Source organism: Hyphomicrobium sp. (assembly GCF_036780825.1).
In the GTDB taxonomy this organism is placed as follows: Bacteria; Pseudomonadota; Alphaproteobacteria; order Rhizobiales; family Hyphomicrobiaceae; genus Hyphomicrobium_C.
The window spans coordinates 67,898-89,312 of the sequence record NZ_DAIQCD010000008.1 but is presented as its reverse complement, the minus strand read 5'-3'; the positions used below and the strand labels follow the sequence as shown (position 1 = coordinate 89,312).

At 63.9% G+C, this 21,415-nt stretch carries 20 protein-coding genes; 13 read left to right on the top strand and 7 right to left on the bottom strand.

The features are described 5' to 3' along the window. Positions 1-39: 39 nt before the first annotated feature. From V7P99_RS05785 to V7P99_RS05770, 4 genes are all read right to left on the bottom strand, one after another. Positions 40-960: a metal ABC transporter permease gene (locus V7P99_RS05785; protein WP_333793841.1), complete on the bottom strand. Its 921-nt coding sequence runs from the start codon at positions 958-960 to the stop codon at positions 40-42. Then, positions 957-2,165 (bottom strand): metal ABC transporter permease, encoded by a 1,209-nt coding sequence (locus tag V7P99_RS05780; protein ID WP_333793840.1) that lies wholly within the window; start codon positions 2,163-2,165, stop codon positions 957-959. Before V7P99_RS05780 ends, V7P99_RS05785 begins: the two co-directional genes overlap by 4 nt. 68 nt (positions 2,166-2,233) lie before the next feature. Then, complete coding sequence (locus V7P99_RS05775; RefSeq protein ID WP_333793839.1) at positions 2,234-3,058, bottom strand: metal ABC transporter ATP-binding protein; 825 nt, start codon at positions 3,056-3,058, stop codon at positions 2,234-2,236. 17 nt (positions 3,059-3,075) lie between these two features. Continuing rightward, entirely contained in the window at positions 3,076-4,071 is a 996-nt protein-coding gene (locus V7P99_RS05770; protein WP_333793838.1) for a metal ABC transporter solute-binding protein, Zn/Mn family, read from the bottom strand. Positions 4,072-4,437: 366 nt separating this feature from the next. Between V7P99_RS05770 and V7P99_RS05765 the strand changes: the two genes are divergently transcribed. The 3 genes from V7P99_RS05765 to V7P99_RS05755 all read left to right on the top strand — a co-directional run bounded on the left by V7P99_RS05765 (position 4,438) and on the right by V7P99_RS05755 (position 7,977). Next, positions 4,438-4,806, top strand: coding sequence for a hypothetical protein (locus tag V7P99_RS05765; RefSeq protein ID WP_333793837.1), 369 nt, complete (start codon positions 4,438-4,440; stop codon positions 4,804-4,806). A gap of 89 nt (positions 4,807-4,895) precedes the next feature. Next, positions 4,896-7,424, top strand: coding sequence for a protein translocase subunit SecD (secD, locus tag V7P99_RS05760; protein WP_333793836.1), 2,529 nt, complete (start codon positions 4,896-4,898; stop codon positions 7,422-7,424). A 76-nt stretch (positions 7,425-7,500) separates the two neighbouring features. Next, positions 7,501-7,977: a DUF2171 domain-containing protein gene (locus tag V7P99_RS05755; RefSeq protein WP_333793835.1), complete on the top strand. Its 477-nt coding sequence runs from the start codon at positions 7,501-7,503 to the stop codon at positions 7,975-7,977. 103 nt (positions 7,978-8,080) lie between these two features. On the opposite strand, the gene V7P99_RS05750 is transcribed toward V7P99_RS05755, so the two are convergent. After that, positions 8,081-8,428, bottom strand: a complete 348-nt coding sequence (locus V7P99_RS05750; protein ID WP_333793834.1) for a hypothetical protein — start codon at positions 8,426-8,428, stop codon at positions 8,081-8,083. Positions 8,429-8,587: 159 nt separating this feature from the next. On the opposite strand from V7P99_RS05750, the gene V7P99_RS05745 reads away from it, so the two are divergent. Beyond that, entirely contained in the window at positions 8,588-9,577 is a 990-nt protein-coding gene (locus tag V7P99_RS05745; RefSeq protein ID WP_333793833.1) for an SDR family oxidoreductase, read from the top strand. A gap of 66 nt (positions 9,578-9,643) precedes the next feature. Continuing rightward, positions 9,644-9,850 (top strand): hypothetical protein, encoded by a 207-nt coding sequence (locus V7P99_RS05740; RefSeq protein ID WP_333793832.1) that lies wholly within the window; start codon positions 9,644-9,646, stop codon positions 9,848-9,850. Between the two features lie 51 nt (positions 9,851-9,901). Here V7P99_RS05740 and V7P99_RS05735 read toward each other — a convergent pair whose 3' ends face one another. Next, a complete protein-coding gene (locus V7P99_RS05735; protein WP_333793831.1) occupies positions 9,902-11,755 on the bottom strand; it encodes a CHASE3 domain-containing protein in 1,854 nt (617 codons plus the stop codon). A 210-nt stretch (positions 11,756-11,965) separates the two neighbouring features. On the opposite strand from V7P99_RS05735, the gene V7P99_RS05730 reads away from it, so the two are divergent. From V7P99_RS05730 to V7P99_RS05710, 5 genes are all read left to right on the top strand, one after another. Next, a complete protein-coding gene (locus V7P99_RS05730; RefSeq protein WP_333793830.1) occupies positions 11,966-13,240 on the top strand; it encodes a YcjF family protein in 1,275 nt (424 codons plus the stop codon). Continuing rightward, the gene (locus V7P99_RS05725; protein ID WP_333793829.1) at positions 13,237-14,856 is read left to right on the top strand and encodes a GTPase; all 1,620 of its coding nucleotides are present in this window, start codon (positions 13,237-13,239) and stop codon (positions 14,854-14,856) included. Before V7P99_RS05730 ends, V7P99_RS05725 begins: the two co-directional genes overlap by 4 nt. 15 nt (positions 14,857-14,871) lie before the next feature. Continuing rightward, a complete protein-coding gene (locus V7P99_RS05720) occupies positions 14,872-15,996 on the top strand; it encodes an AI-2E family transporter (protein WP_333793828.1) in 1,125 nt (374 codons plus the stop codon). A gap of 96 nt (positions 15,997-16,092) precedes the next feature. Then, positions 16,093-16,377, top strand: a complete 285-nt coding sequence (locus V7P99_RS05715) for a DUF883 family protein (protein WP_333793827.1) — start codon at positions 16,093-16,095, stop codon at positions 16,375-16,377. A gap of 55 nt (positions 16,378-16,432) precedes the next feature. Continuing rightward, positions 16,433-17,008: a hypothetical protein gene (locus tag V7P99_RS05710; protein ID WP_333793826.1), complete on the top strand. Its 576-nt coding sequence runs from the start codon at positions 16,433-16,435 to the stop codon at positions 17,006-17,008. A 58-nt stretch (positions 17,009-17,066) separates the two neighbouring features. Here V7P99_RS05710 and V7P99_RS05705 read toward each other — a convergent pair whose 3' ends face one another. Further along, positions 17,067-17,645 (bottom strand): hypothetical protein, encoded by a 579-nt coding sequence (locus V7P99_RS05705; protein ID WP_333793825.1) that lies wholly within the window; start codon positions 17,643-17,645, stop codon positions 17,067-17,069. 528 nt (positions 17,646-18,173) lie between these two features. On the opposite strand from V7P99_RS05705, the gene V7P99_RS05700 reads away from it, so the two are divergent. The 3 genes from V7P99_RS05700 to V7P99_RS05690 all read left to right on the top strand — a co-directional run bounded on the left by V7P99_RS05700 (position 18,174) and on the right by V7P99_RS05690 (position 21,070). Continuing rightward, a complete protein-coding gene (locus V7P99_RS05700) occupies positions 18,174-18,851 on the top strand; it encodes a response regulator transcription factor (protein WP_333793824.1) in 678 nt (225 codons plus the stop codon). Beyond that, on the top strand, positions 18,838-20,217 hold the full coding sequence (locus tag V7P99_RS05695) for a HAMP domain-containing sensor histidine kinase (RefSeq protein WP_333793823.1): 1,380 nt from the start codon (positions 18,838-18,840) through the stop codon (positions 20,215-20,217). Before V7P99_RS05700 ends, V7P99_RS05695 begins: the two co-directional genes overlap by 14 nt. A 277-nt stretch (positions 20,218-20,494) precedes the next feature. Beyond that, positions 20,495-21,070 (top strand): L,D-transpeptidase, encoded by a 576-nt coding sequence (locus V7P99_RS05690; protein WP_333793822.1) that lies wholly within the window; start codon positions 20,495-20,497, stop codon positions 21,068-21,070. The last annotated feature ends 345 nt before the right edge of the window (positions 21,071-21,415 follow it).

Below are 21,415 nucleotides of genomic sequence, written 5' to 3'. Positions count from 1 at the left end.
GTGCGAGCCGTCCGCCGGCAATCCGCCGCCGCGGGTCCGTCAGCCCGCCCTCTTGGCGCCCACCCGCTTGGGTCCGAACGCGCATGCAAGAAGCAGAAGCACTCCCGCAACCGTTGCGATCATGCCGGCCGCGCTGACACTCGATCGTGCGCCGAGCCAAAGCGGCCCGTAGCCGGCGAGCACATAGCCCCCCACGGCGGCGACGGCCGCGAACAGCACGCTCCAGGCGATCTGCGCCCCCATGCGGTCCGTCATCAGGCGTGCCGCCGCGGGCGGACAGATGAACATCGCGATGACGATGATCGATCCAACCGCGTCGAAAGCCGCAACGGCTGCCACTGCCACCATGGCGACGAGCGCGAAGCTGACGAGTGTCGGCCGCGCGCCGATGGCCGCTGCGAACTCTGGATCGAACGTCCCGATCACGAGCTCCTTCCAGAACGCCGCGATGAGGAGCGCGACGACGACGAGTACGAGCACAAGGCGCGGCAGCTGCACCGGAAGCTCGGCCAGCGCCGCAGGGTCCAGCAACGAGCTCCAGCCGTCTCCCGCTAACCAGATCAGGCTCTCGAGGTTGCCGTAGAGCGCATGCTCGACATCAAGATGCACGTTGCTGGTATCCGTGCGCTCGAGGACCAGCACGCCCGCCGCGAACATGGCCGTGAAGACAACGCCCATGGCCGCGCCCGGCTCGACGTTTCCGATCTTGCGCACGAGTTCGATCAGGAGCACTGCGACGATTGCCGCCAGCCCCGCGCCAATGAGCATGGGGCCCGCTTCGATGGTGCCCGTTACGAGAAATGCGCCCACGATACCCGGCAGCGCCACATGCGCTACGGCGTCACCGATCAGACTCTGCCGCCGCAGCACGAGAAAGTTTCCGACGAGCGCGCACGTCACGGAAGAAAGTATTCCGATAAGCATCGGCACAAGCGAAAGCTGCACGAATTCATTGCTCACACCGGCTCTCCCCTCAGGCTGAGGCGTCGGTCCAGATCCGCAACCACATCAGGCGACAGCACGCTTGCAACCGAGGTTACGCCATGGTGCGGCATGCTCGCCGCGTCCTCAGGGTTGAGCTTGCGATAGAGGTCCCAGCGCGCTTCATCCCGCACCGCGTCCGCAGCCGCTCCCCGCCCTGCGAGAGTGGCCACGCTGTCGCTCCGCACAAAACCCTTCCGCCTGAGCACGCGCAACGTCAGTGAATCGTAGATTGGTTCGCCGCGTGCCAGCGCAAGCAAGCCTTGCCGCTCGTGAACATGGACTTGGAATCTCCGCTGCTCCAGAGCGCGGGCGAGGAGCCCCCGCCGTGGCGATAGCAGCATCGAGATCACGAACAGCGCAAAGGCGACGAGGACGATCAGCGCCCCAGTCGGCAACCCGCGATCCAACGACGAGATGACAGCACCGAGATAGGCGGATAGCGCACCCAATCCAGCCGCAGCGAGAACCATGGGCCCCGGCCGATCTGTCCAGAAGCGCGCCGCAACTGGCGGGATGATCGTAAGCGCGACGATGAGAACCAGCCCCGCCACCTTGAGCCCGATCACCGTGACGGCGAGCAGGAGTGTCATCATCGCCAGATCCGTCGCACGCACGTTGATGCCGCGGACGGCGGCATAGGCTTCGTCGAAGCAGACGAGCGTAAACGGGCGGCGCAGAAAAAAGATCGCTGCGCCCGAAAGGAGTGCCCCTATGGCAATCGTCTCCGCCTCGCTCCGCAGCATCCCCGCCGTCGAGCCGACGAGATAGCTGGCGATCCCCGCTTGGCCGCCCGTCTCGAGCGTCTGGATGACGGTCAGCAGCACGATCCCCAGTCCGAAGAAGACGGAGAGGACCGCGCCGATCGCCGCATCCTCGGGCAAGCGTGTGCGCCGGCTGATCCATTCAACGATGAGGAGGCCGAGCGCCGCACTGCCGGCGGCGCCAATCATGAGCCCCCCAATCCAGCGTCCGTCGCCAGTGAAGAGGGCCAGCACGATGAAGGCGAGGCATAGCCCGGGAAGCGTCGCGTGGCTGATCGCATCGCTGACGAGGGAGCGCTTGCGCAAGAGGACGAAGGCGCCGATCGCTCCTGCGCTGGCCCCGAGGATGGCCGCACCCACGGTGACGAGTGCCGTGTTGTATCCGGCTTGGAGGAGCAGAGCCGAAAGAAGCGCGTGCATGCGATCAGCTCCTCACGGACCGCCGCCGGCTGTCATCCTGCCGGCGCCGCAATGCGCTCACCCTCGCTTCAGCTCGCATCTGCCGCGCCGCCGCTTCCGGAAATGGATTCGATCTGGGCCGCTGCGAGCTTGCCTCCGTAAGTCGCTTGCAGGTTTTCCGCGGTGAACGCGGAGGCCACGGGGCCGCTCGCGATCTTGCGTACGTTGAGGAGCAGCACGTGGTCGAAGTAGTCCGCCACAGTCGCCAGGTCGTGATGAACGCACAAGATCGTCTTGCCGGCGGCGTTGAGTTCCTTCAGGACGGCCACGATGGCCCGCTCGGTTGCGGCATCAACGCCCGCGAACGGTTCGTCCATGACGTAAAGATCCGCCTCCTGCGCCAACGCCCGCGCCAGGAACACGCGCTGGCGCTGTCCGCCAGAAAGCTGACCGATCTGCCGGTCTGCAAATCCCGACATGCCGACACGCTCGAGGCACGTGAGCGCCTTCAGGCGGTGGTCCCGTCCGGCAAAGCGGAAGAGCCCGATCTCCCGATAGAGCCCCATCATGACCACATCGAGCACCGTCGCCGGAAAGTCCCAGTCGACGCTGGCTCGCTGGGGCACATACGCGATGCGATCGCGAACCCGGACATACGGCCTACCGTACCACGTCACATCGCCGCTGATGCGACCCACGATGCCGAGCGCGGCCTTGATGAGCGTGGACTTGCCGGCTCCGTTCGGACCCACGATCGCCACCATGGCGCCGGGCGGCACCACGAAATCGATCGAGAAAAGCACCGGCTTCTCGCCATAGGAGACGGTGAGTCCCGCGATCGCCAGCGGACTGTCGGGATGGGCGCTGCCCAATACACGGCCATTCTTGCTGACGAGCGTTACCGCAGGATCCATGGCGGCCTATTCTTTCCTCAGAGCTTGGAGCGCGATTGCAGCGAGGCGAGCTTGTCGTTGAGCCCCTTTTCGGGCGCGTCGCCGCCAAGTGCCCGCGCGATGGCGGTGACGTTATGATCGATCATGCCGATATAGGTGCCCTCGTAAGTGCCCGGTGCCCCCATGGCGTCGGAGTAGAGCTCGCCTCCGATGATCACGGTGTGCCCCTTTGCTGCCGCACCCTCGATCAGCGCCTTGACGTTCCGGTCCGAGACGGAGGTTTCGACGAAGATGGCACCAATCTTCCTCTCGACGATTGTCCGGACGAGACTTTCAATGCGGCTGAGCCCAGCTTCGCTTTCGGTCGAGATCCCCTGGATACCGAGCACCTCGTAGCCGAACGCGCGACCGAAGTAGTTGAACGCATCGTGAGCCGTCAGCAGCACCCGCACACCCTCTGGAACGCTCTTCAAGGTAGCGTCGGCATAAGTGGCAAGCGTGTCGATATCCGCCAGATGCCGCTCAGCGCCCGCTTTGAACGTCTCCGCTCCGGCGGGATCGAGCGCCGTCAGCGCATCACGGGCCGCGAGGACCACGCTCTTCCATAAGCGCGGGTCCATCCACACGTGGGGATCATAGCGGCCTTTGTATTCCGGGTGCGACAGGAGCTGATCCTTCGGTATGTGCTCGGCCAGCGCGACGACCGTCTTCCGCTTCGACAGATCTTTGAGAAAATCCTCGAGCTGCGCCTCAAGATAGAGGCCGTGCCAGAATACCGCCTTGGCTTTTGTCATGGCCGCAATGTCGGATCGCGTCTGGCGATAGGTGTGCGGATCCACACCGGGACCCATGAGCGCGGTGACGGATACACGGTCGCCGCCAACCTGCTTGAGGGCATCTGCGATCATGCCGGTGGTCGCGACGATATCGAATCGCTGTTCCTTCCCATCGGCGGCGGCCGAGCTCAGGACGCTTCCGTGGAGCACCAAGGCGGTCAGTGCCGCCGCCAAGAGAGACCTCAGCGGGTTCGCCATTCTTATCCCGTGCACGCGATCCCTCCGTCGCCAAGCTGCACCCCTGCTGCGCAAAGTAATGCAATTGCAAACCATTTGCAATATCGAGAAGATGCCTGTTGCTGGCGCGGCAGCATCATGAGCCATTTTGCTGGGGCGCTGAAGCACCAAGACGGCAGCGCAGCGTGGGAGAACCCACATGCGATGCCCTCATTTTCTCGTCTCAGTCCTTTTATTTCAAAGGTTTGCTGACCGGGGCGACAGGCGGTGTTCTTCCCCGGCAGCGTTGCGGTTCCATCCTCAAAGCATCCAGCGCGGACGCCGATAAGCTCTGGCTATTTTCGAGGCGCTCCCTATTTTGTGGGGACTCGAAGCGAGGCCATCGCCGTGACATATCGCCAGCGCCGCCACATTGGAGGCCGAGACTCCTGGTCCGCCCTGCTGGCCGTTCTCTTGAGCGCGCTTGCGAGTGCCGCCGCGCTTGGGCCGGACGCCGGGTTCGCGCGCAGCCTGTCGATTGCCGGCCACGGCGCCGACGCGCACCCCGCCGATCGGGCCATCCTTCTCCGCATCGACGTTTCCGAACCCTCCTTAAGGCTCGGCGGCAATGCCGGCGGCGATGCCCTGCTCCCCAAGGGAAGCGGCGACCTCCATTGGCCCGACGTTTCCTCTATCGCCTCGGCGGCCGATTTCGGCCTTGTCACAGATGTGGCGCGTACGCGCGATGGTCTGACGCGCGCGCCGCCCGGCGCCTGATTCCCCCGGTCTGCATTCCATCACTCGGCATCCTGTCGAGCCGCCCGCCGGAAGGTCCGGGGCGGCCTTGACCCCATGGGAATTTGATCATGCTTCATTTCTCGCGCTTCAAGACCGCGCTGATCCTCGGTATTTGCCTTATCGGATCGCTGCTCTCGCTCCCGAACTTCTTCGCGCCCGGCACGCTGCCGCAGTGGCTGCCCCAGCCCCGCGTTAATCTCGGCCTCGACCTGCAAGGCGGCTCCTATCTCCTCCTCGAAGTCGATATGTCCTCCGTCATCCGGGAGCGGATCGCGAGCACCCGCGCGGCAATGGCGGAGGCGCTTCGCAAGGCTCACGTACCCTTCACATCCATCACCGCCGGAAAAGAAAGCGTGGCCGTGAGCTTCGCCGACGCCGGCCAGATGGACGCCGGCCGGCAGGCTCTGAGCGAAATCTTGAATGAGCGTCTGGACAGCCAGAGCCGGGCGTTGGTCTACGCTCCCTCCGCCGCCGGCAGCGTCCTCACCGTGACGCTCAATCCGCAAGCCGTGACGGACCTTTCGACAAAGGCGGTCGAGCAATCGATTTCCATCGTCCGCCGCCGCATCGACGAGACCGGGGTCAACGAGCCTTACGTCGCCCGCCAGGGCCAGGCGCGCGCTCTCGTGGAGCTGCCCGGCGTCTCCGATCCAGATCGCATCAAGCGTCTTCTCGGCTCTACGGCGAAGATGACGTTCCGCCTTGTCGCGCCGGAGGGATCGACGACCAGTCCGGATATCGAGCTGCTGCCCATGGCCGATCGCAGCGAAGGCCAGGACAAGATCCCAGTCTATCGCCATGTCGAGATCGACGGGATGAACCTCACACGCGCGACCGCAGCGATGGACCAACGAGCCGGCGGCTGGGTGGTCGACTTCGCCCTCGATTCCATCGGCACCCGGCGCTTTGCCAACGTCAGCACCAAAAACGTCGGCAAGCCCTTCGCCATCGTGCTCGATAACAAGGTGATCAGTGCCCCGGTGATCCGCGAGCCCATTCTCGGCGGACAGGGCCAGATCAGCGGCCACTTCACGGTCGAGGAGGCGAACGACCTCGCCGTGCTGCTACGCGCCGGCGCCCTTCCCGCGCCATTGACCGTCGTCGAGGAGCGCAGCATCGGCCCGAGCCTCGGCGCGGACGCGATCCAGGCCGGTCTCTACTCGATCGTGGCCGGCTTCATCCTCGTCGTCGCCTTCATGCTGGTGACGTACGGCCGCTTCGGCCTCTTCGCGACCGCCGCTTTGCTCATCAACCTGGCCTTGACCATCTCCTGCCTCTCCATGCTCGGCGCCTCGCTCACCTTGCCGGGCATGGCGGGCATCCTGCTCGCGCTCGGCATGGCGGTGGACGCGAACATCCTCATCAACGAGCGAACGCGCGAGGAGCTCGCGAAACGCACGGGCGTCGTTACATCCATCGAGACCGGGTTCCGCCGCGCCTATACGACCATCATGGACGCGAATCTCACGACTCTGATCAAGATGCTGATCCTGTTCGTCGTCGGTGTCGGCGCCATCCGTGGGTTCGCCGTCACCATCAGTCTCGGCATCGTCATCTCGATCTTCACCGCCATCCTGCTGGTCCGCCTGCTCACCGCCTTGTGGTTCAGATGGCAGCGGCCGAAGACGCTCACCATCGGCACGCGCTTTCACTTCTTCCCCGAACATACGTCCATCCCATTCATGCGCGCGCGCTATTCGGGCCTCGTCGTCTCTGCCATCATCAGCCTGGCTTCGATCGGCCTCGCCATCCATCCCGGTCTCCGCATGGGCGTCGACTTCGACGGCGGCGTCGTGATCGAGGCGAAGACGCCCTACGCCGCCGATGCGCCCGCCCTGCAAAATGCGCTGAAGGATGCGGGCCTCGGGCCCGTACAGATCCAGCGCTTCGGCGGAGCCGACGATGTCCTGCTGCGCTTCGAGCACCCGCACGGCACGCCCGAAGAGCAGCAGGTCGCGCTGCGCACCGCTCGCGAAGCCGTCGAGAAGAGCATTCCCGGCACGGAGATCCGTCGCGTCGAGGTCGTGGGACCATCGGTTGGCGCGGAGCTCTTGAACGACGGCTTATGGGCGCTCGGCCTCGCCGCCGTCGCCATGTTCGCCTACATCACGTTCCGCTTCGAATGGCCCTTCGCCGTCGGTGCCATCACGACGATGTTCCTCGATCTCACGAAGACAGTCGGCTTCCTCGCGCTCACGGGATTCGAGTTCAACATGACCTCGATCGCGGCCGTTCTCACCATCATGGGCTTCTCGATCAACGATAAGATCGTGGTCTATGACCGCGTGCGCGAGAACCTGGTGCGCTTCAAGAAGACGCCGTTGCGCGACGTCATCGACCTCAGCATCAACGAGACGCTCTCGCGCACCATCGGGACATCGATTGCATTGTTCCTTGCCATCGCACCCCTTGCCTTATTCGGCGGTCCGGCGCTCCGGGAATTCGCACTGACGCTGCTTTTCGGTCTCGTTCTCGGAACGAGCTCGTCGATATTCATCGCAGCACCAATCCTGCTCAATATCGGCGAGCATTACCTGCGGCGCGGCAAGCGGGCCCCCGAAGCCGTCCCGGCAAAGGAGGGAGCGCTGAAAGCCTGAGCCACCGGAAATACGGAACTCCCGGAAAGAGGCGCGCGTTGGATCCCTGCCGCCACGCAGCACGGGAGATCGTGCCATGAGCACAGCCAAGACAGGCAGCAACAAAGGAAAGGCGCGCGAGAGCGCGCACGAGGCCGGCGACATGCCGGAAAGCGCAACGGCTCTTGAGAAGTCGTCTGATCAGGATGAAGCGGTGAAAAGCGCCGTGACGGCTGACACCGGGGAGAAATCAGTTCTCCCCGGTCCTCCGATCCCTCCGGAGGTTCAAGACGAGATCAAGGAGCAAAAGCGTGTCAGCGCGCGAGAAAAGACAAAAGGAGTTTCGAAAATGATAGATCCATCCCAAATTCGGGAACATATGGAAGTCGTCGGCTCGGATGGCGAGCACGTCGGCACGGTTGACCGTTGTGAGGGCGACAACCTCAAGCTCACCAAGAACGATCCGGCAGCCGGTGGCGAGCACCACTACATCCCCCTCGCCTGGGTCAATAAAGTGGACCAGCGTGTCCGCCTTTCCCATCCGGGCGGTTCAGCGCGCGCCAACTGGCATTGAGGCTGAGCGGCCCCTCCATGAAGCAAAGCTGCGGCGCGAATTATACGCCGCAGCTTTTTTTTTTATCGCTCAAGCCTGAGCATTTGAGACTGGAAAGCGGTATTTATTTCGGCTGGACGTTGGGATCCCCGCCGTGCTCGCCCGGTGGCGGGATGACGGGTGTCTTGCCTTCGAAGTCTTTGGGCGGCTCCTTCTCGATCTGCGGATCGATGCCGCGCGGAGGCTCAAGCACGCCTTCCCCTTCATTGAGTTGGCGGGTCAGCGGCTCCTTGGGGCGGTCCCCTCCGGTGCTGGGATCAGCGGGAGGCGCCGGATTTTCGCTTGGCGGCTCCATCACCTCCGGAGGCGCCGACGGCAACGGCTTCGGAGGCGTCTGCGCCAGCGCCGCCGCCGGCATCAAGAGCAACGTCATCAGTGCGCCGCGCGCGCTCCAACGTCGAGGATAGTGCATAGGATGCACCTCCTTTTCTGCGTCTATTCTCGTCTTCTCATGGAGAGAACGGCGAGAGCCCGTCTCCGTTCCTCACCTCGCCCATGCGCTGCAACAACCGGGAGGCTATCGCGTTTCAATATCTCCGCACGAGCAAGAGACTGGACAAGGAGAAATCGCATGACCGCCCACGAGCCATCGCAAAGCGCCAAGCAGGCCGCCGAGGAAGGGCGGCGCATCCAAGCCCGCGTCGACAAGACGGACGCGAAAAAAGGAACAACCTCCAAGAAGCAGAAAAAAAGCCCCGTTCAGGTCGGCCAGCGCGAATATCCGGAAACCCTCGACGACGTGCACCTTGAGAAGCCGGGCCTCGAGAAAGATCTGGAAACCGCCCCGATGTTCGAGGCGCCCGCGTACAAGGGATCCGAGAAGCTCAAGGATAAGGTGGCCCTCATCTCAGGAGGAGACTCCGGCATCGGGCGGGCCGTCGCGGTCCTGTTCGCTCGCGAAGGCGCGGACGTTGCGATCTCATATCTGGAAGAAGAGGAGGACGCACGCGAGACAAAGCGGGCGGTGGAAGCAGAAGGACGCCGTTGCATTCTCCTTCCCGGAGACGTGGCCGATCCCGCTTATTGCGAGCGCGCGGTGCAAGAAACCATCGATAAGCTTGGCGGGCTCGACATCCTGGTCAACAACGCCGCGTTCCAGGAACATGCAAACGATATTCTGGATATCACCAACGAGCACTTCGACCGCACTCTGAAGACGAATCTCTACGGCTATTTCTATCTCGCGCGCGCCGCGGTTCCACATATGAAATCAGGAAGCTCGATCATCATGACCGGCTCGGTCACCGGCTTCCAGGGCAGCAGCAGGCTTCTCGACTATTCGATGACGAAGGGCGGCATTCACGCCTTTGCGCGCTCGCTCGCGGCCAGCCTCCTGCCACGGGGAATACGAGTCAACGCAGTAGCTCCCGGCCCGGTTTGGACACCACTCAATCCTGCAGATCAGCCGGCCGACAAACTTCCCTCGTTCGGATCATCGACACCGATGAAGCGCGCAGCACAGCCAGAGGAAATTGCCCCCGCGTATGTCTTTCTGGCGGCACCCACCTGCTCGAGCTACATCACCGGCGAATTGCTCCCCATCATCGGCGGGTATCCCTAAGGCCGGAACCAACGGCACGACGCAGCGTTGGTTGGGTCGGGATCAACGCTTACGGCAGGAGGCACCGTGTACGAGCTCATTCTCACCGTATGTTCGGTGGTCATCGGGGCCTCATGCCACGAGGAGAATCCGATCCAGCTTCAGGAACATGTCGGGCTTACCGGCTGCCTGATCGCCTCGCAGGTCGAAGGAGCGAAGTGGAGCGAAGCGCATCCGAACTTCTACGTCTCGCGCTACACGTGCCAACCCGCCAGGACCTTTGCCAAGACCTGACGTTTGCCAAGACCTAAAAGCCAATTGCACAAAGCTTTCCGCATTTACCGATCAGGAACCAGCCGCGCGCGGCCTTGCGCGAATGACTTCGCGCACCTTGATCGAAAGCTCTTCGAGCGAGAAAGGCTTGGCGATGAAATGCACGCCAGGATCGAGCACCCCGTTGTGAACGACGGCGTTCCGCGTAAAGCCGGTCATAAAGAGCACCTTCAGGTCTGGCCTGAGTTCGCAAGCCGCGTCCGCGAGTTGCCGTCCGTTCATCTCCGGCATCACGATATCCGTAAGCAGCAAGTCGACGCTCTCATCTTTCGCGAGCACCTCGAGCGCCTCCTTCCCGCTTCGGGCCTCCAGCACGGTGTAGCCGAGCTCACGTAGGCTGGCCGCAGTGAGATCCAGCACCCGCACCTCGTCTTCGACCAGGAGCACCGTCCCAGTCCCAGGGGCCTCGTGCGGTATCTGCTCAGGCTCCAGACGATCGGCATCCGTTGCATAATGGCGGGGCAGATAGATCTTGGCCGTGGTTCCCTCGCCCAGCTCCGAATAGACCTTCACATGCCCGCCGCTCTGCTTGACGAACCCGTACACCTGTGAAAGGCCAAGGCCCGTTCCCTTGCTCGGATCCTTTGTGGTGTAGAAGGGATCGAACGCCTTCGCCAGAACCTCCTCCGTCATGCCGGTTCCCGTATCGCTAACGGCAAGCAGCACGTAATGGCCCGCCGGCACATCCGGATGCAGGCGCGAATAGCGATCATCGAGATGGCAGTTTGCGGTTTCGATGGTGAGCCGGCCCCCCTCAGGCATGGCGTCCCGTGCGTTGACGCACAGATTGAGGATGGAGTTCTCGAGCTGAACCGGATCGGCATGGGTCAGCCACAGCCCGCCCCCGAGGATCGTCTCGACGCTGATCGACTCCCCGATGGTACGCGAGATGAGCTCCGAGATGCTAGCAACGAACCGGTTGGCATCGATCGGCTTCGGCGCCAACGGCTGCTGGCGCGAAAACGCCAGAAGCCTCTTTACGAGCGTCGCGGCGCGGCTCGCCCCATCGAGGGCGTCGCGCAGCAGCTCCTCCGCTCCCTGCGCGCCATTCGCGAGGCGCTTTTGAGCAAGGCCGATCCCGCTCATGATCACAGCCAGCATGTTGTTGAAGTCGTGTGCGATGCCTCCCGTGAGCTGGCCGATGGCTTCGATCTTCTGCATTTGGCGGATCTGCTGCTCGGCGGCATCCCGTTCCGCCAGCGAAGTCTTGAGCAGCTGGTGCGCTTCGGAGAGCTCGGCCGTCGCCCGGCGCGCGTTCACGATCCAGGCAGCCAGCGCCGCGAGGATCACGACCAGGGCAAGACCGGCAGCGACGGCCATTGCCGAGATGGCCTGCAGAGCGGCCGCTTGCCTCGCAACCAGAACCATCGCCTCGCCCGCCCGCATTTCACGGAAGCGCGCATGAATATCTTCCATCAGTCGGCGGCCTTCGCCTTCCAGCACTTTCTCCCTGGCCGCCTCAAAGCTCTCCGTTTGCCGCAGCGAGATGGTCTCAGCCGCAATGGCAAGGCGCCGATCGATGATGCCGCGCACGGCCTCGACCTGTTCGAGCCTCTCCCGATTGTCCGAAACCAGCGCCTGCAATGTGTTTATTGCGTCCGGCAGCGCCTGCCGCGCGTCGAGATACGGCTTCAGGAAGCTTTTCTCGCCCGTCAGGACGAAGCTGCGCTGGCCAATTTCTGCGTCCTGTAACAGCGACCAGGTATCCGACATCGCAGTCTCGACCTGGAGCGCATGGCGGATCCAGCTCGCCTGATCGAGATATCGCAGTCCGATCCAGCCTGTAATGGCGATAAGGACGAGGAGAGCTACGCCGGAAACCTCTGGTACGCGGCTTCCGGCCGCCTTGGACAGCATGTTGAGCATCGATCGAAATTCCAGGTGGGCATCTTGCGGCGCGGATCATACACGAGCGCCATCTCCACGCCATGCGGAGCAGAAATACCGAAGCCTGGAAATGAGGTAGACTGAAGCTCACGGGGAACCGTTGGCACGCGCCGGGGGTTTTCCATGAGCCGGATGCGGTGGGGAGGAAGCCGAGTCTCTTCGGATTCCGTGACCAGTGAGAGGCTTTACATGGCGAGATGGGCTGCGGCGCTGAAGAGCGTGCTGCCTGGCCGGTCGGGTGGCAAAGGGACGCGGGCCCGCTCCGATAGCGACCGAAACGATACGCGCACGGCATCCGGCACATCCGATGAAGACGTGAGCCATAGCTACGCTCCCGTGGTGTGGCTCCTCGGAAAGGTGCAGAGCGGCAAAACCTCCATCATCCGCACCATCACCGCGAGCACGGACGCGGAGATCGGTGACGGCTTCCGGCCCTGCACCCGCACGGCACGGCTCTACGCTTTCCCATCCGAGATGCCGGTGCTGCGCTTCCTCGATACCCGCGGACTTGGCGAGACCGGCTACGACCCCGCCGAGGATCTCGCCTTCGCCGAGGGCTCGTCTCACCTGATCGTGGCCACGATGCGCGCCATGGATCCCGATCAGGACGCCGTGCTCGACGCCCTTCATCAGGTACGCCGCCGCCATCTCGAATGGCCGATCGTCGTCGCCCAGACGAGCCTCCACGAGGGATACCCGCCAGGGCACGGGCACACGCGGCCTTATCCGTTCGAGCCCCACGCTCCGCCGGACGCCATCGCTCGCATTCCGATCGATCTCATGCGCGCCCTGGCTCATCAGCGTAGCGTTCTCGACAAGCTGCCGGGACGCGGCGCGCTCCTCTTCGTCCCCGTGGACCTCACGAGACCCGACGATGGCCTGCCGCCGGCCGATTACGGGCTCGACGCACTGGCCGAAGCTCTTGCAACGGTCGCCCCCGCACGCATGCTGGCCGCGCTCGCGTCGCTGCCCGGGTTCACGTCCGATCCCCTGTCGCGCTCCGCCGATCCGATCGTCATGGGCCATGCCATGGCGGCGGCCGGCGGCGATCTCGTGCCGTTGCCTGTAGCCGGAGCGATCGCGGCTTCGACCATCCAGGCCCGCATGCTGAGCCGGCTCGGACGCCTCTACGGCGTTACATGGGACAAGCGTGCCTATGCGGAGCTCACGGCCGCGCTCGGCGCCGGAACCGTAGCGAAGGTCGCTGCCGGCGTCGGCATTCGCCAGCTTGCAAAGTTTCTGCCTGTCTACGGCCAGACCGCCGGCGCAGCCGCGTCTGCCGCCGCGAGCTTCGCTGTCACCTACGCGCTCGGCAAGGCCGCGGTCTATTATCTCCATGGCCGCCGCCTCGGCACCGCAGATCGCGGTGGCATCGCCCAGGTCTACGAGCAGGCGCTGCGGGACGCGTTCCGCATGGCGCGAGAGCGCACGGCGGGCGAAGAAAGGAAAACGACGCAGCCATGACTGAAGGTGCAAGCCCCCCGCCGCGGGCGCGACGCGCAGCCTCTCTCATCCTCCTCGCCTTCGGCCTGCTCGTTCCGACGCTCTCTCTCCTTCCGCTCGGAAGCCTGTGGCTGTGGCAGAACGGTTATCTCCTGCATTGGACCGGCTTCGCGCTCGCTGCCGTAGCCGCCGTATACGCCGTGCAGCGCCGTCTTCTTCCCGTGTCAGCTTTGGCCCCGGAAGCGGCGCCAGAGAAGCCGGAAAGCGTCGCGGCCAACGGCGACAACGCCTTGCGTCTCGGCTGGTCGCCGGCGGAAGAGCAGGCGTGGCAAGACGTGCAAGCCTTCGCCGAGAACACGGATCCCGAACGCATCACCAATGGCCAGAAGCTGCTCGAACTCGCGCAGGAGACAATCGAGGTCGTGGCCCGCAGGCTGCATGGCGGCCGGACCGATCCGCTATGGCAGTTCACCGCTCCCGAGGCGCTTGCCATCATCGAGCGGGTGAGCCGCCGGCTGCGCGTGTTCGTGATCGAGAACGTACCCTTCGGCGAGCGCCTGACGGTCGCGCAAGGGCTTGCCCTGTACCGCTGGCGCGGCGCCATCGACTGGGCCGAGCGCGCCTACGATGTCTGGCGCGTCGTCCGCCTCGCCAATCCGGCGACGGCCGCGGCCAGCGAGGCGCGAGAGCAGCTTTCGAAAGCCATGATGCAATGGGGCCGCGACGCCATCTCGCGCAAGCTCACCGACGCATACGTGCTCGAGGTCGGCCGCGCGGCCATCGATCTCTACGGCGGCCGGCTGCGCGTCTCCTCGGGAACGCTCTCCGGCCACGTCTCGGGAGAAACCGCTGCCGATCACGAGGCCCTCGGCAAAGCCCGCACCGAGCCGCTGCGTCTCCTCGTTGCCGGCCAGACCGGAGCCGGCAAGTCCGCGCTCGTCAATGCGCTCGCCAACGAAGCACGCGCGGCGACAGATACACTTCCAGCCACCGCCGCCTATACGCCCTATCGGCTCGAGCGGGAGGGCCTCCCGGCGACGCTCGTCATCGACAGCCCCGGCCTTTCCGCCGATCCCGATCAGCTCGCACAGCTCGTTGCGAAGGCGGCGGATAGCGACCTCATCCTCTGGGTGTCTGCCGTCCACCGCGCCGATCGCGCTCTCGACCGCAAAGCCCTCGATGCGCTGCGGCAGCATTTCGGCGCGCGCCTGGATCGCCGCCGTCCGCCCATCATCCTCGTCGCCACGCATATCGACCGTCTGCGGCCCTTCGGCGAATGGGCGCCCCCCTACGATCTCGCCTCCGACACGCGCCCGAAGGCGGAGACCATCCGCGCCGCCATCGCCGCCGCATCCGCGGACCTCGGTTTCGCGGCGGGCGAAGCCGTTCCCGTGAGCCTCGCAGAGACGAGCGAGCCCTATAACGTCGAGCACCTTTGGCAGCGCATTGCAGAGGCCCTGCCTGAAGCCAAGCGCGCCCAGCTCCTCCGCCTGCTGCACGACCTCAAGGGAGGCTGGAACTGGAAGCTGCTGCTGTCGCAAGCGGCCGGCGCGAGCCGCACCATCGCCCGTACACTGAAAACACGAGACGGGGAAACGCGGCCAGGGAAACGCGAGCGGGACAAGAAGCCCATGTAACTGGAGTAACGGCCCATGACGATAGCCGCGGAAGCAGCGTCTGAAGCACACCGGCGAACGCCGGAAGCGGAAGCGCCTGACGATGTAAAAACGGAATCCTCCTCCGCGGAGACCTGGCGGATCGTTGCCGATGTGTCCGTCACTGGGCTGTTTGCGCTTGCCGTTCTTGCCGCGCTCTACCTCATGAAGGAGGTAGCCGTCCCGATCATCCTGGCTTGGGTGGTGGCGAACATCCTGCTCCCCGTCGTGTTATGGATGGAGGAGCGCGGAGTGCCTCGCGTGCCGGCCGTCGCCGCGGTCACTCTGGCCATGATCGCGGTGCTGCTGACCGTGGTGGCGCTGCTCTCGCTTCCTCTCACCTATTGGCTGGGACGGGCAACCGAACTCGGCGTCATGGTCCGCGAGAAGCTGCAATCCATTTCCGGGCCTCTCGATGTCTTGAAGGAGCTTGGCGGCGTCATCGGCCAGGTCACCGGATCTCCCGGCACAGGGCTGCATGTCGAGGAAGGCACCAACATCGTGAGCGGCATCATCGCCGTCCTGACGCCGGCGGTGACGCAGGGCATTCTGTTTCTCGGCGCCCTGATTTTCTACATGATCTACCATAAGCAGATCAAAAGCCGCTCGGTGCTCGTTCTGCCGAGCCGCGAAGCGCGCCTCACGGCGATGCACATCTATGCCGACATCGAGCACAACACCACCGTCTATTTCGGGACGTTCACGATCGTCAATCTCGGTTTGGGCGTGCTCACGACCGTTCTCGCCTACGTCATAGGCCTACCCAATCCCATGCTCTGGGGTGTTCTGGCGGCGGTGCTGAACTACATTCCCTATATCGGGCCCGTGATCACCACGTCTGTCCTGTTTTTCGTCGGCCTCTTTACCTTCCCCACCGTTTCCGCGGCCCTTGTCGCGCCGCTCATCTACATCGCCATGACCACCGTCGAGGGCCAGTTCATCACGCCGGCTCTGATGGGCCGTCGCATGACCCTGAACCCGTTTGCCGTGTTTCTGGCCATCGGCTTCTGGACGTGGATGTGGGGTCCCATCGGCGCCTTCGTGGCGGTTCCGATCCTCATGTCGGCCATGGTCATTTTCCGCCATCTCTTTCCGGACGATACGCCCGAGCTGCCGGGATGAATGGCCGCTGTTCATGAAACCAAGAGGCGCGGACGGCGTTTAGCTCCCTGACGGCGGTCCCGCCGTTTCATCGACAGAATATAGGAGCTCCGTTCCATGGCACAGTCACCTTCGAGCACGAGTACGCGCGCCCCCGGCGGCCGGACGACGGGCGACGATCTTGCAGACAAGGCCGCCAGCCTCGCCGAGCGGACTGGCGAGCAGATCGACCGGACAGTGCAAAACGTCACCGAGCAGGGCCGGCAGGCAAGCGAGCACGTCCAGGCTGTCGCCGACAATCTAAAGACAGCCGTCGACAAATCGGTGAAGGATCAGCCGCTCACCACGCTCGCGGTGGCCGCTGGCATCGGCTTCATCATCGGCGCGCTCTGGAGGTCTTAAGCGGAAGAGCCTTGTGTAACTTGGCGGCTCGCGGCCTCCGGAGGGAGATTGTTCTATGTTCCAAGGTCTCTTGAAACGTGCCGAGCGCTCGATCGATCATGTCATCGCGAGGTTTCTCTCTCGCGCGCTCGTAGCCGTGCCGCTCATCGTCGCCGCCGGCTTTGCAACAGCGGCCATGGCCGTGAAGCTCGTCGAGCTGTACGGACCGTTTGCTGCGTACGTCTGCATGGCGGTGCTCTTTGCCGTGATCGGTCTCGTGACGATGGCCGTCGTCAGCTCCGGTTCGCATACCGACACTGAGCCGGAAACCAGCGAGGCGGTATCGGCGGCATCCGAGAGTGGCGAGGGAGACGATGAAGGCTCCGGTGGCGCCGCCGACTTCCTCACCCCGGAGATAAGATCGCTTCTCACCTCCATTGGCCCGGCCGCCCTGCCCCCCGTCGCGCGCGGTGTGGGCCGCAATCTTCCGCTGATCCTTTTCCTTGCCGTTGTCGCCTACATCATCTCGCGCTTTGCGAGCACCGCCGGGCACCCGGCTTCGCAAGCGGAGCAGGAGGAGAGCGAAGCCGGCGACGAGGGCGGCGGCCCAGCCGCTGCGGCACCCGAAGCGCCGCCCGCGGCCGCCGCCTGACCCGCGGCTTATCGCAGTTTCGATCCTTCCCACGCCATTCCGTCACGCCGCCCGGAGGCTATTTCTCCTTGCATGGAGTGGCCACGCCCACGCATTGGAACTTGCCGCTGATCTTGCGGCAGTCACTATCAGCGCCGGTGGCGTTGTCCCACATCGCCCATGAGGCATCGAACTTCTTTCTCACATCGATGCGCCATGCCCACTTGGCCTGTTCGAGCGCCTCCGCCTCGGTCTTCTCCCGTCGTCCGTAAGCCGAGACAGGCTCGCTTTGACAGGCGAACTTCTCGAGCTTCTCGCCTTTAAGCACTGTCGACAGCGTGTCCTTGCACGGGAGGGCCGATCGCTTACACACCCAGCGCGTGCCCTTCTCCGTGCCGATCTGCTTGCAATCCACGGAGCGCGCATCGGCATAGCGCCACGAATTGAATTCGGGGCCGAGCTTCTCCGCCACGACGCGCCGCCAAGCGAACAGTGAGCTTTGATAGGCTCCGAGATCGCGCGACATCGCCGGCTGGCCCTCGGCGACGATCGGCTCCGTCCGGCATTCTCGCGCCTGCCCGAGCGTGGACAACGACACAGCCGCCAGCAATGCGAGCGCCGTGCGTCCCATAGCCCGCACCATCATTTGAGAGATCATTGTTTGCTCCCGTTTTGAAATTTCATTTTCAATCATGGAAAAAAGAATTTTCAGATGGCCGGCGCCGGCATATCCCGCCGCCTGCGCGCGCAGCCTAAATCCAGATCATCCGTGAGGCGAGCGGTCCCCCCCGCAAGGAAATGTGGACGAACGCACGGGCATCGCCGGATCGCCAAAAGCGCACGCACAGCACGCCGTCATCGTGGATCTCGAAATTGGCATTCGATCCCGAAGCTTACGATAAATGTAAGCTGACGGACATCACGTGGTAAGCTTGCATGCCTAATGTTGGCTTTGGCAGCTCATGAGAGTGAGCGTCCCCTGCGGCGCCCACAGCCAGCTCCTGAACAATTGGTCCCCCTCGGATGCTGCCGTTCGATACCTGGTCCTTGCAGGGTATCTGGAGCCCGAATGCACTCAGCGTTCGGGCTCTTTTCATCTCCGACGACACCTCCTCGCTTGGACAGCCCACGAGAGGTGGTATAGAGCCGGGGGACGAGGAAGGACGTGGCCAGATGGGAGCCGACCATGCGCCTGCTTCTGGTGGAGGACGATAGGGAGACGGCGCGATACGTGGCCAAGGGCCTCGTCCAAGCGGGTCACACCATCGATGTGGTCTCCGACGGCAAGGATGGCCTCGCCCTCGCCATTCGTGAGAACTACGATATCGTCATTCTCGACCGCATGCTGCCGGGCCTCGATGGCCTGTCGCTCGCGCGCACGCTGAGAACGGCTGGCAGCCGCGTTTCAATCCTGTTTCTGACCTCGCTCGGCGGCGTCAATGATCGGGTGCAAGGCCTCGATGTCGGCGGCGACGACTACCTCGTAAAGCCATTCGCCTTCGCCGAGCTGCTCGCCCGCCTCAACGCCCTCGGCCGGCGGGCTCCGATGCGCACCGAAAGCGACATCCTCCGCGCCGGAGATCTCGAGCTCGACGTCACCAGCCGCAAAGTCATGCGCGGGCACGAGCGCATCGAGCTGCAGCCCAAGGAGTTCGTGCTCCTCGAGACATTGATGCGCAACAAGGGGCGCGTGGTGACGCGCACCATGCTGCTCGAGCGCGTATGGGGCTTTCATTTCGATCCGCGCACGAGCGTCGTTGAAACGCATATCTCCCGCCTGCGCGCCAAGATTGACCGCCCATTCGCAACTCCGCTGATCCATACGATCCGCGGCAGCGGCTATTCCATCAATGACAGTCCGTGACCTGTTCCGGCGCACGCAGGTTCGCTCTGCCGTCGCGTTCACCCTCATCATTACGCTATCCGTTTCCGCGCTCTTTACGGTCATGATCGCGTATCTGGCGGACGGCATCGAGGACAGCGTGCGCGCCCGCATCATCCACACGCGCGACGCGCTGCTCGCCATCGACCGCCGCTACGGTTTCGACGAGCTGGTCAGCGTCGTGACCGACGAAGCCGAATCCGTTCGCGACGCCGACAGCATCTTCGCCCTCGAGAATGCCAACGGCGAGATCGTCGCCGGCAACATCCGGACCGAGCACCCCTTTAAAGGCTGGCGCAAGCTCGCCCGTTCGCGTCTGCCCGAAGTGGCGGGCGATGGCACTGGCCACGATGACGGATTTTTCGCCATCTGGACGCCCGTTTCCAAGGGCATGCTCCTCATCGGCCGCTCGGATCGAGAGGTGCATCAGGCGCGCCTTATCCTCATGCGCAGTCTCGGCTGGGGCATCCTTGCGACGGCCATTCTCGGCGTCGGCTCCGGCATCTACCTGGCGCGCGGCGCGCAACGGCGCATCGATGACATTGCAGACACCCTTTCCGCTGTGACGGCGGGCGAGCTGCACCGGCGCGTGCCTGCCCGCCCAACGCGCCACGACCTGGACGAGGTGAGCGAGCGCATCAACGCCATGCTGACCCAGCTCGAGCGGCTGGTCCAGAACGCCAACCAATCCTCGACCGACATCGCCCACGATCTCAAGCGGCCCATGACCCGCCTGCGCCAGCAGCTGGAAGGCGCAAGCGAGGCCGCCGATCGCGATCCAGGGATCAAGCAGGTTTTCGATGACGCCATCGCCGAGGTGGACAGCATCGTTGCGACCTTCGAAGCGCTCCTCAACATCGGCCAGCTCGAGGCCGGCGACCGGCGCGCCCGCTTCGTCGACATCGGCTTGGAGAGCGTTCTTGACGATGCCATCGAAGCTTACGCGCCGGTGATCGAGGATGCCGGCTTCACGCTCGTTTGGAACGGTGCGCGCGGGGTCGTACCCCAGATCCGCGGCGACCATGAGCTGCTTTTGCAGCTCTTCGCTAATCTCATCGAGAACGTACTGCAGCATTGCCCTGTCGGCACTGCAATCGAGATCACGCTCTTCGCCTCATTGCGAGGGCCGGTCGTAACGGTGGCGGACGACGGGCCTGGAATCCCGCCAGCCGAATACGAGAACGTCTTCCGCCGGTTTTACCGTCTCGAACGCGAGCGATCGAACCCAGGGCATGGCCTTGGGCTCAGCCTCGTGCGTGCCATTGCCGATTTGCACGGCGCCACCGTGACGCTGGTAGGCAACGACCCCGGCCTCAAGATCGCGATCGGATTCCCGTCCCGCACCTGACGACGGGCAAAACGGGAGATGCCATCCGTCTGCATCATGGAGAGCGCCGGAAATCGCCTTCGCGGATGCGTAATTGCCACACCTCGAGGCAAGCAAGTCCAATCACGGGCGCGCGCGAACTTGCGTTCGTCTCCCAACGCGTGCAACTTGATCGAACTAAAATTCAGAGCCGTTCCTCGATTCCACGTCAACCGGAGCGGCTCTCCCGAAGCGCTGCGCCCTGAGCGAGCCCAGATGATTTGGCCGGCGCAGGCTGGAATATCAGGGGGGCTCTCGCATGACCATCGAGCGTTATTTTGCCGGGCGTTTCACTCTGGCGGCTCTGCTGCTGACGGCGTTTTGCAGCTTGGTCCCGCCAAAAGCCTCGGCACAGGATCTCTTCTCCTTCCTGTGGAGCGGCGGTTCGCGCTCCGTCGTTCCCTTCAGTTCGAAATACGCGCCCGGGCAGATCATCGTCTCGTTTGGCGATAGGCAGCTCTATTGGATTCACCGGAAGGGCGAGGCGATCAGCTATCCGATCGCCGTGCCGCGCGAGCAGAGCCGCTGGCAGGGCGTCACCAACGTATCGAACAAGCGGGTGAACCCATCCTGGTCGCCGACGCCGTCGATGCTGCGCGAAAATCCGCGCCTGCCCCGCTGGGTGCCGGGCGGCCATCCCATGAATCCGCTGGGCGTGCGCGCGCTCTATCTCGGCAGCTCCGCCTATCGCATCCACGGCACCGACGCGCCATGGACGATCGGCACGGCCGCCTCGAAGGGTTGCATCCGCATGTACAATGAGGATGTTCTGGACCTCTACCCTCGCGTGCCCATCGGCACCAAGGTCACCGTGACTTGGCAGCGCTTTAGCTGATCGCTTTGCGGGACTTAGGGCCGTTCTCCGCTTCGCCTAAAAACGGAATGCCGCTGGCGCACGGCATAGAGTTGTAGCGCACGGCCAATCTCAAGCTTCGCTCAAGGCAAATCGGAGAAGCCTAAGGGACCTCCGAAAAAGCGGGGCCCGGATTTCTGAGAAGAAGCACGAAGAAACAAAAGCTTAGAGCCGCTCTCGAATCCGCTTAAGCTGGCACGGCTCTAGACCATGATCGCTTCGGAGCCTATCCGTCCGAAACGTGATCATCGGTCTCATCAAAGAGCGGGAGCGTCTGGTGCGATGCAATCGGATCGGAAGGCGCTCCAGAGCTTGGTTTCCCGCGCA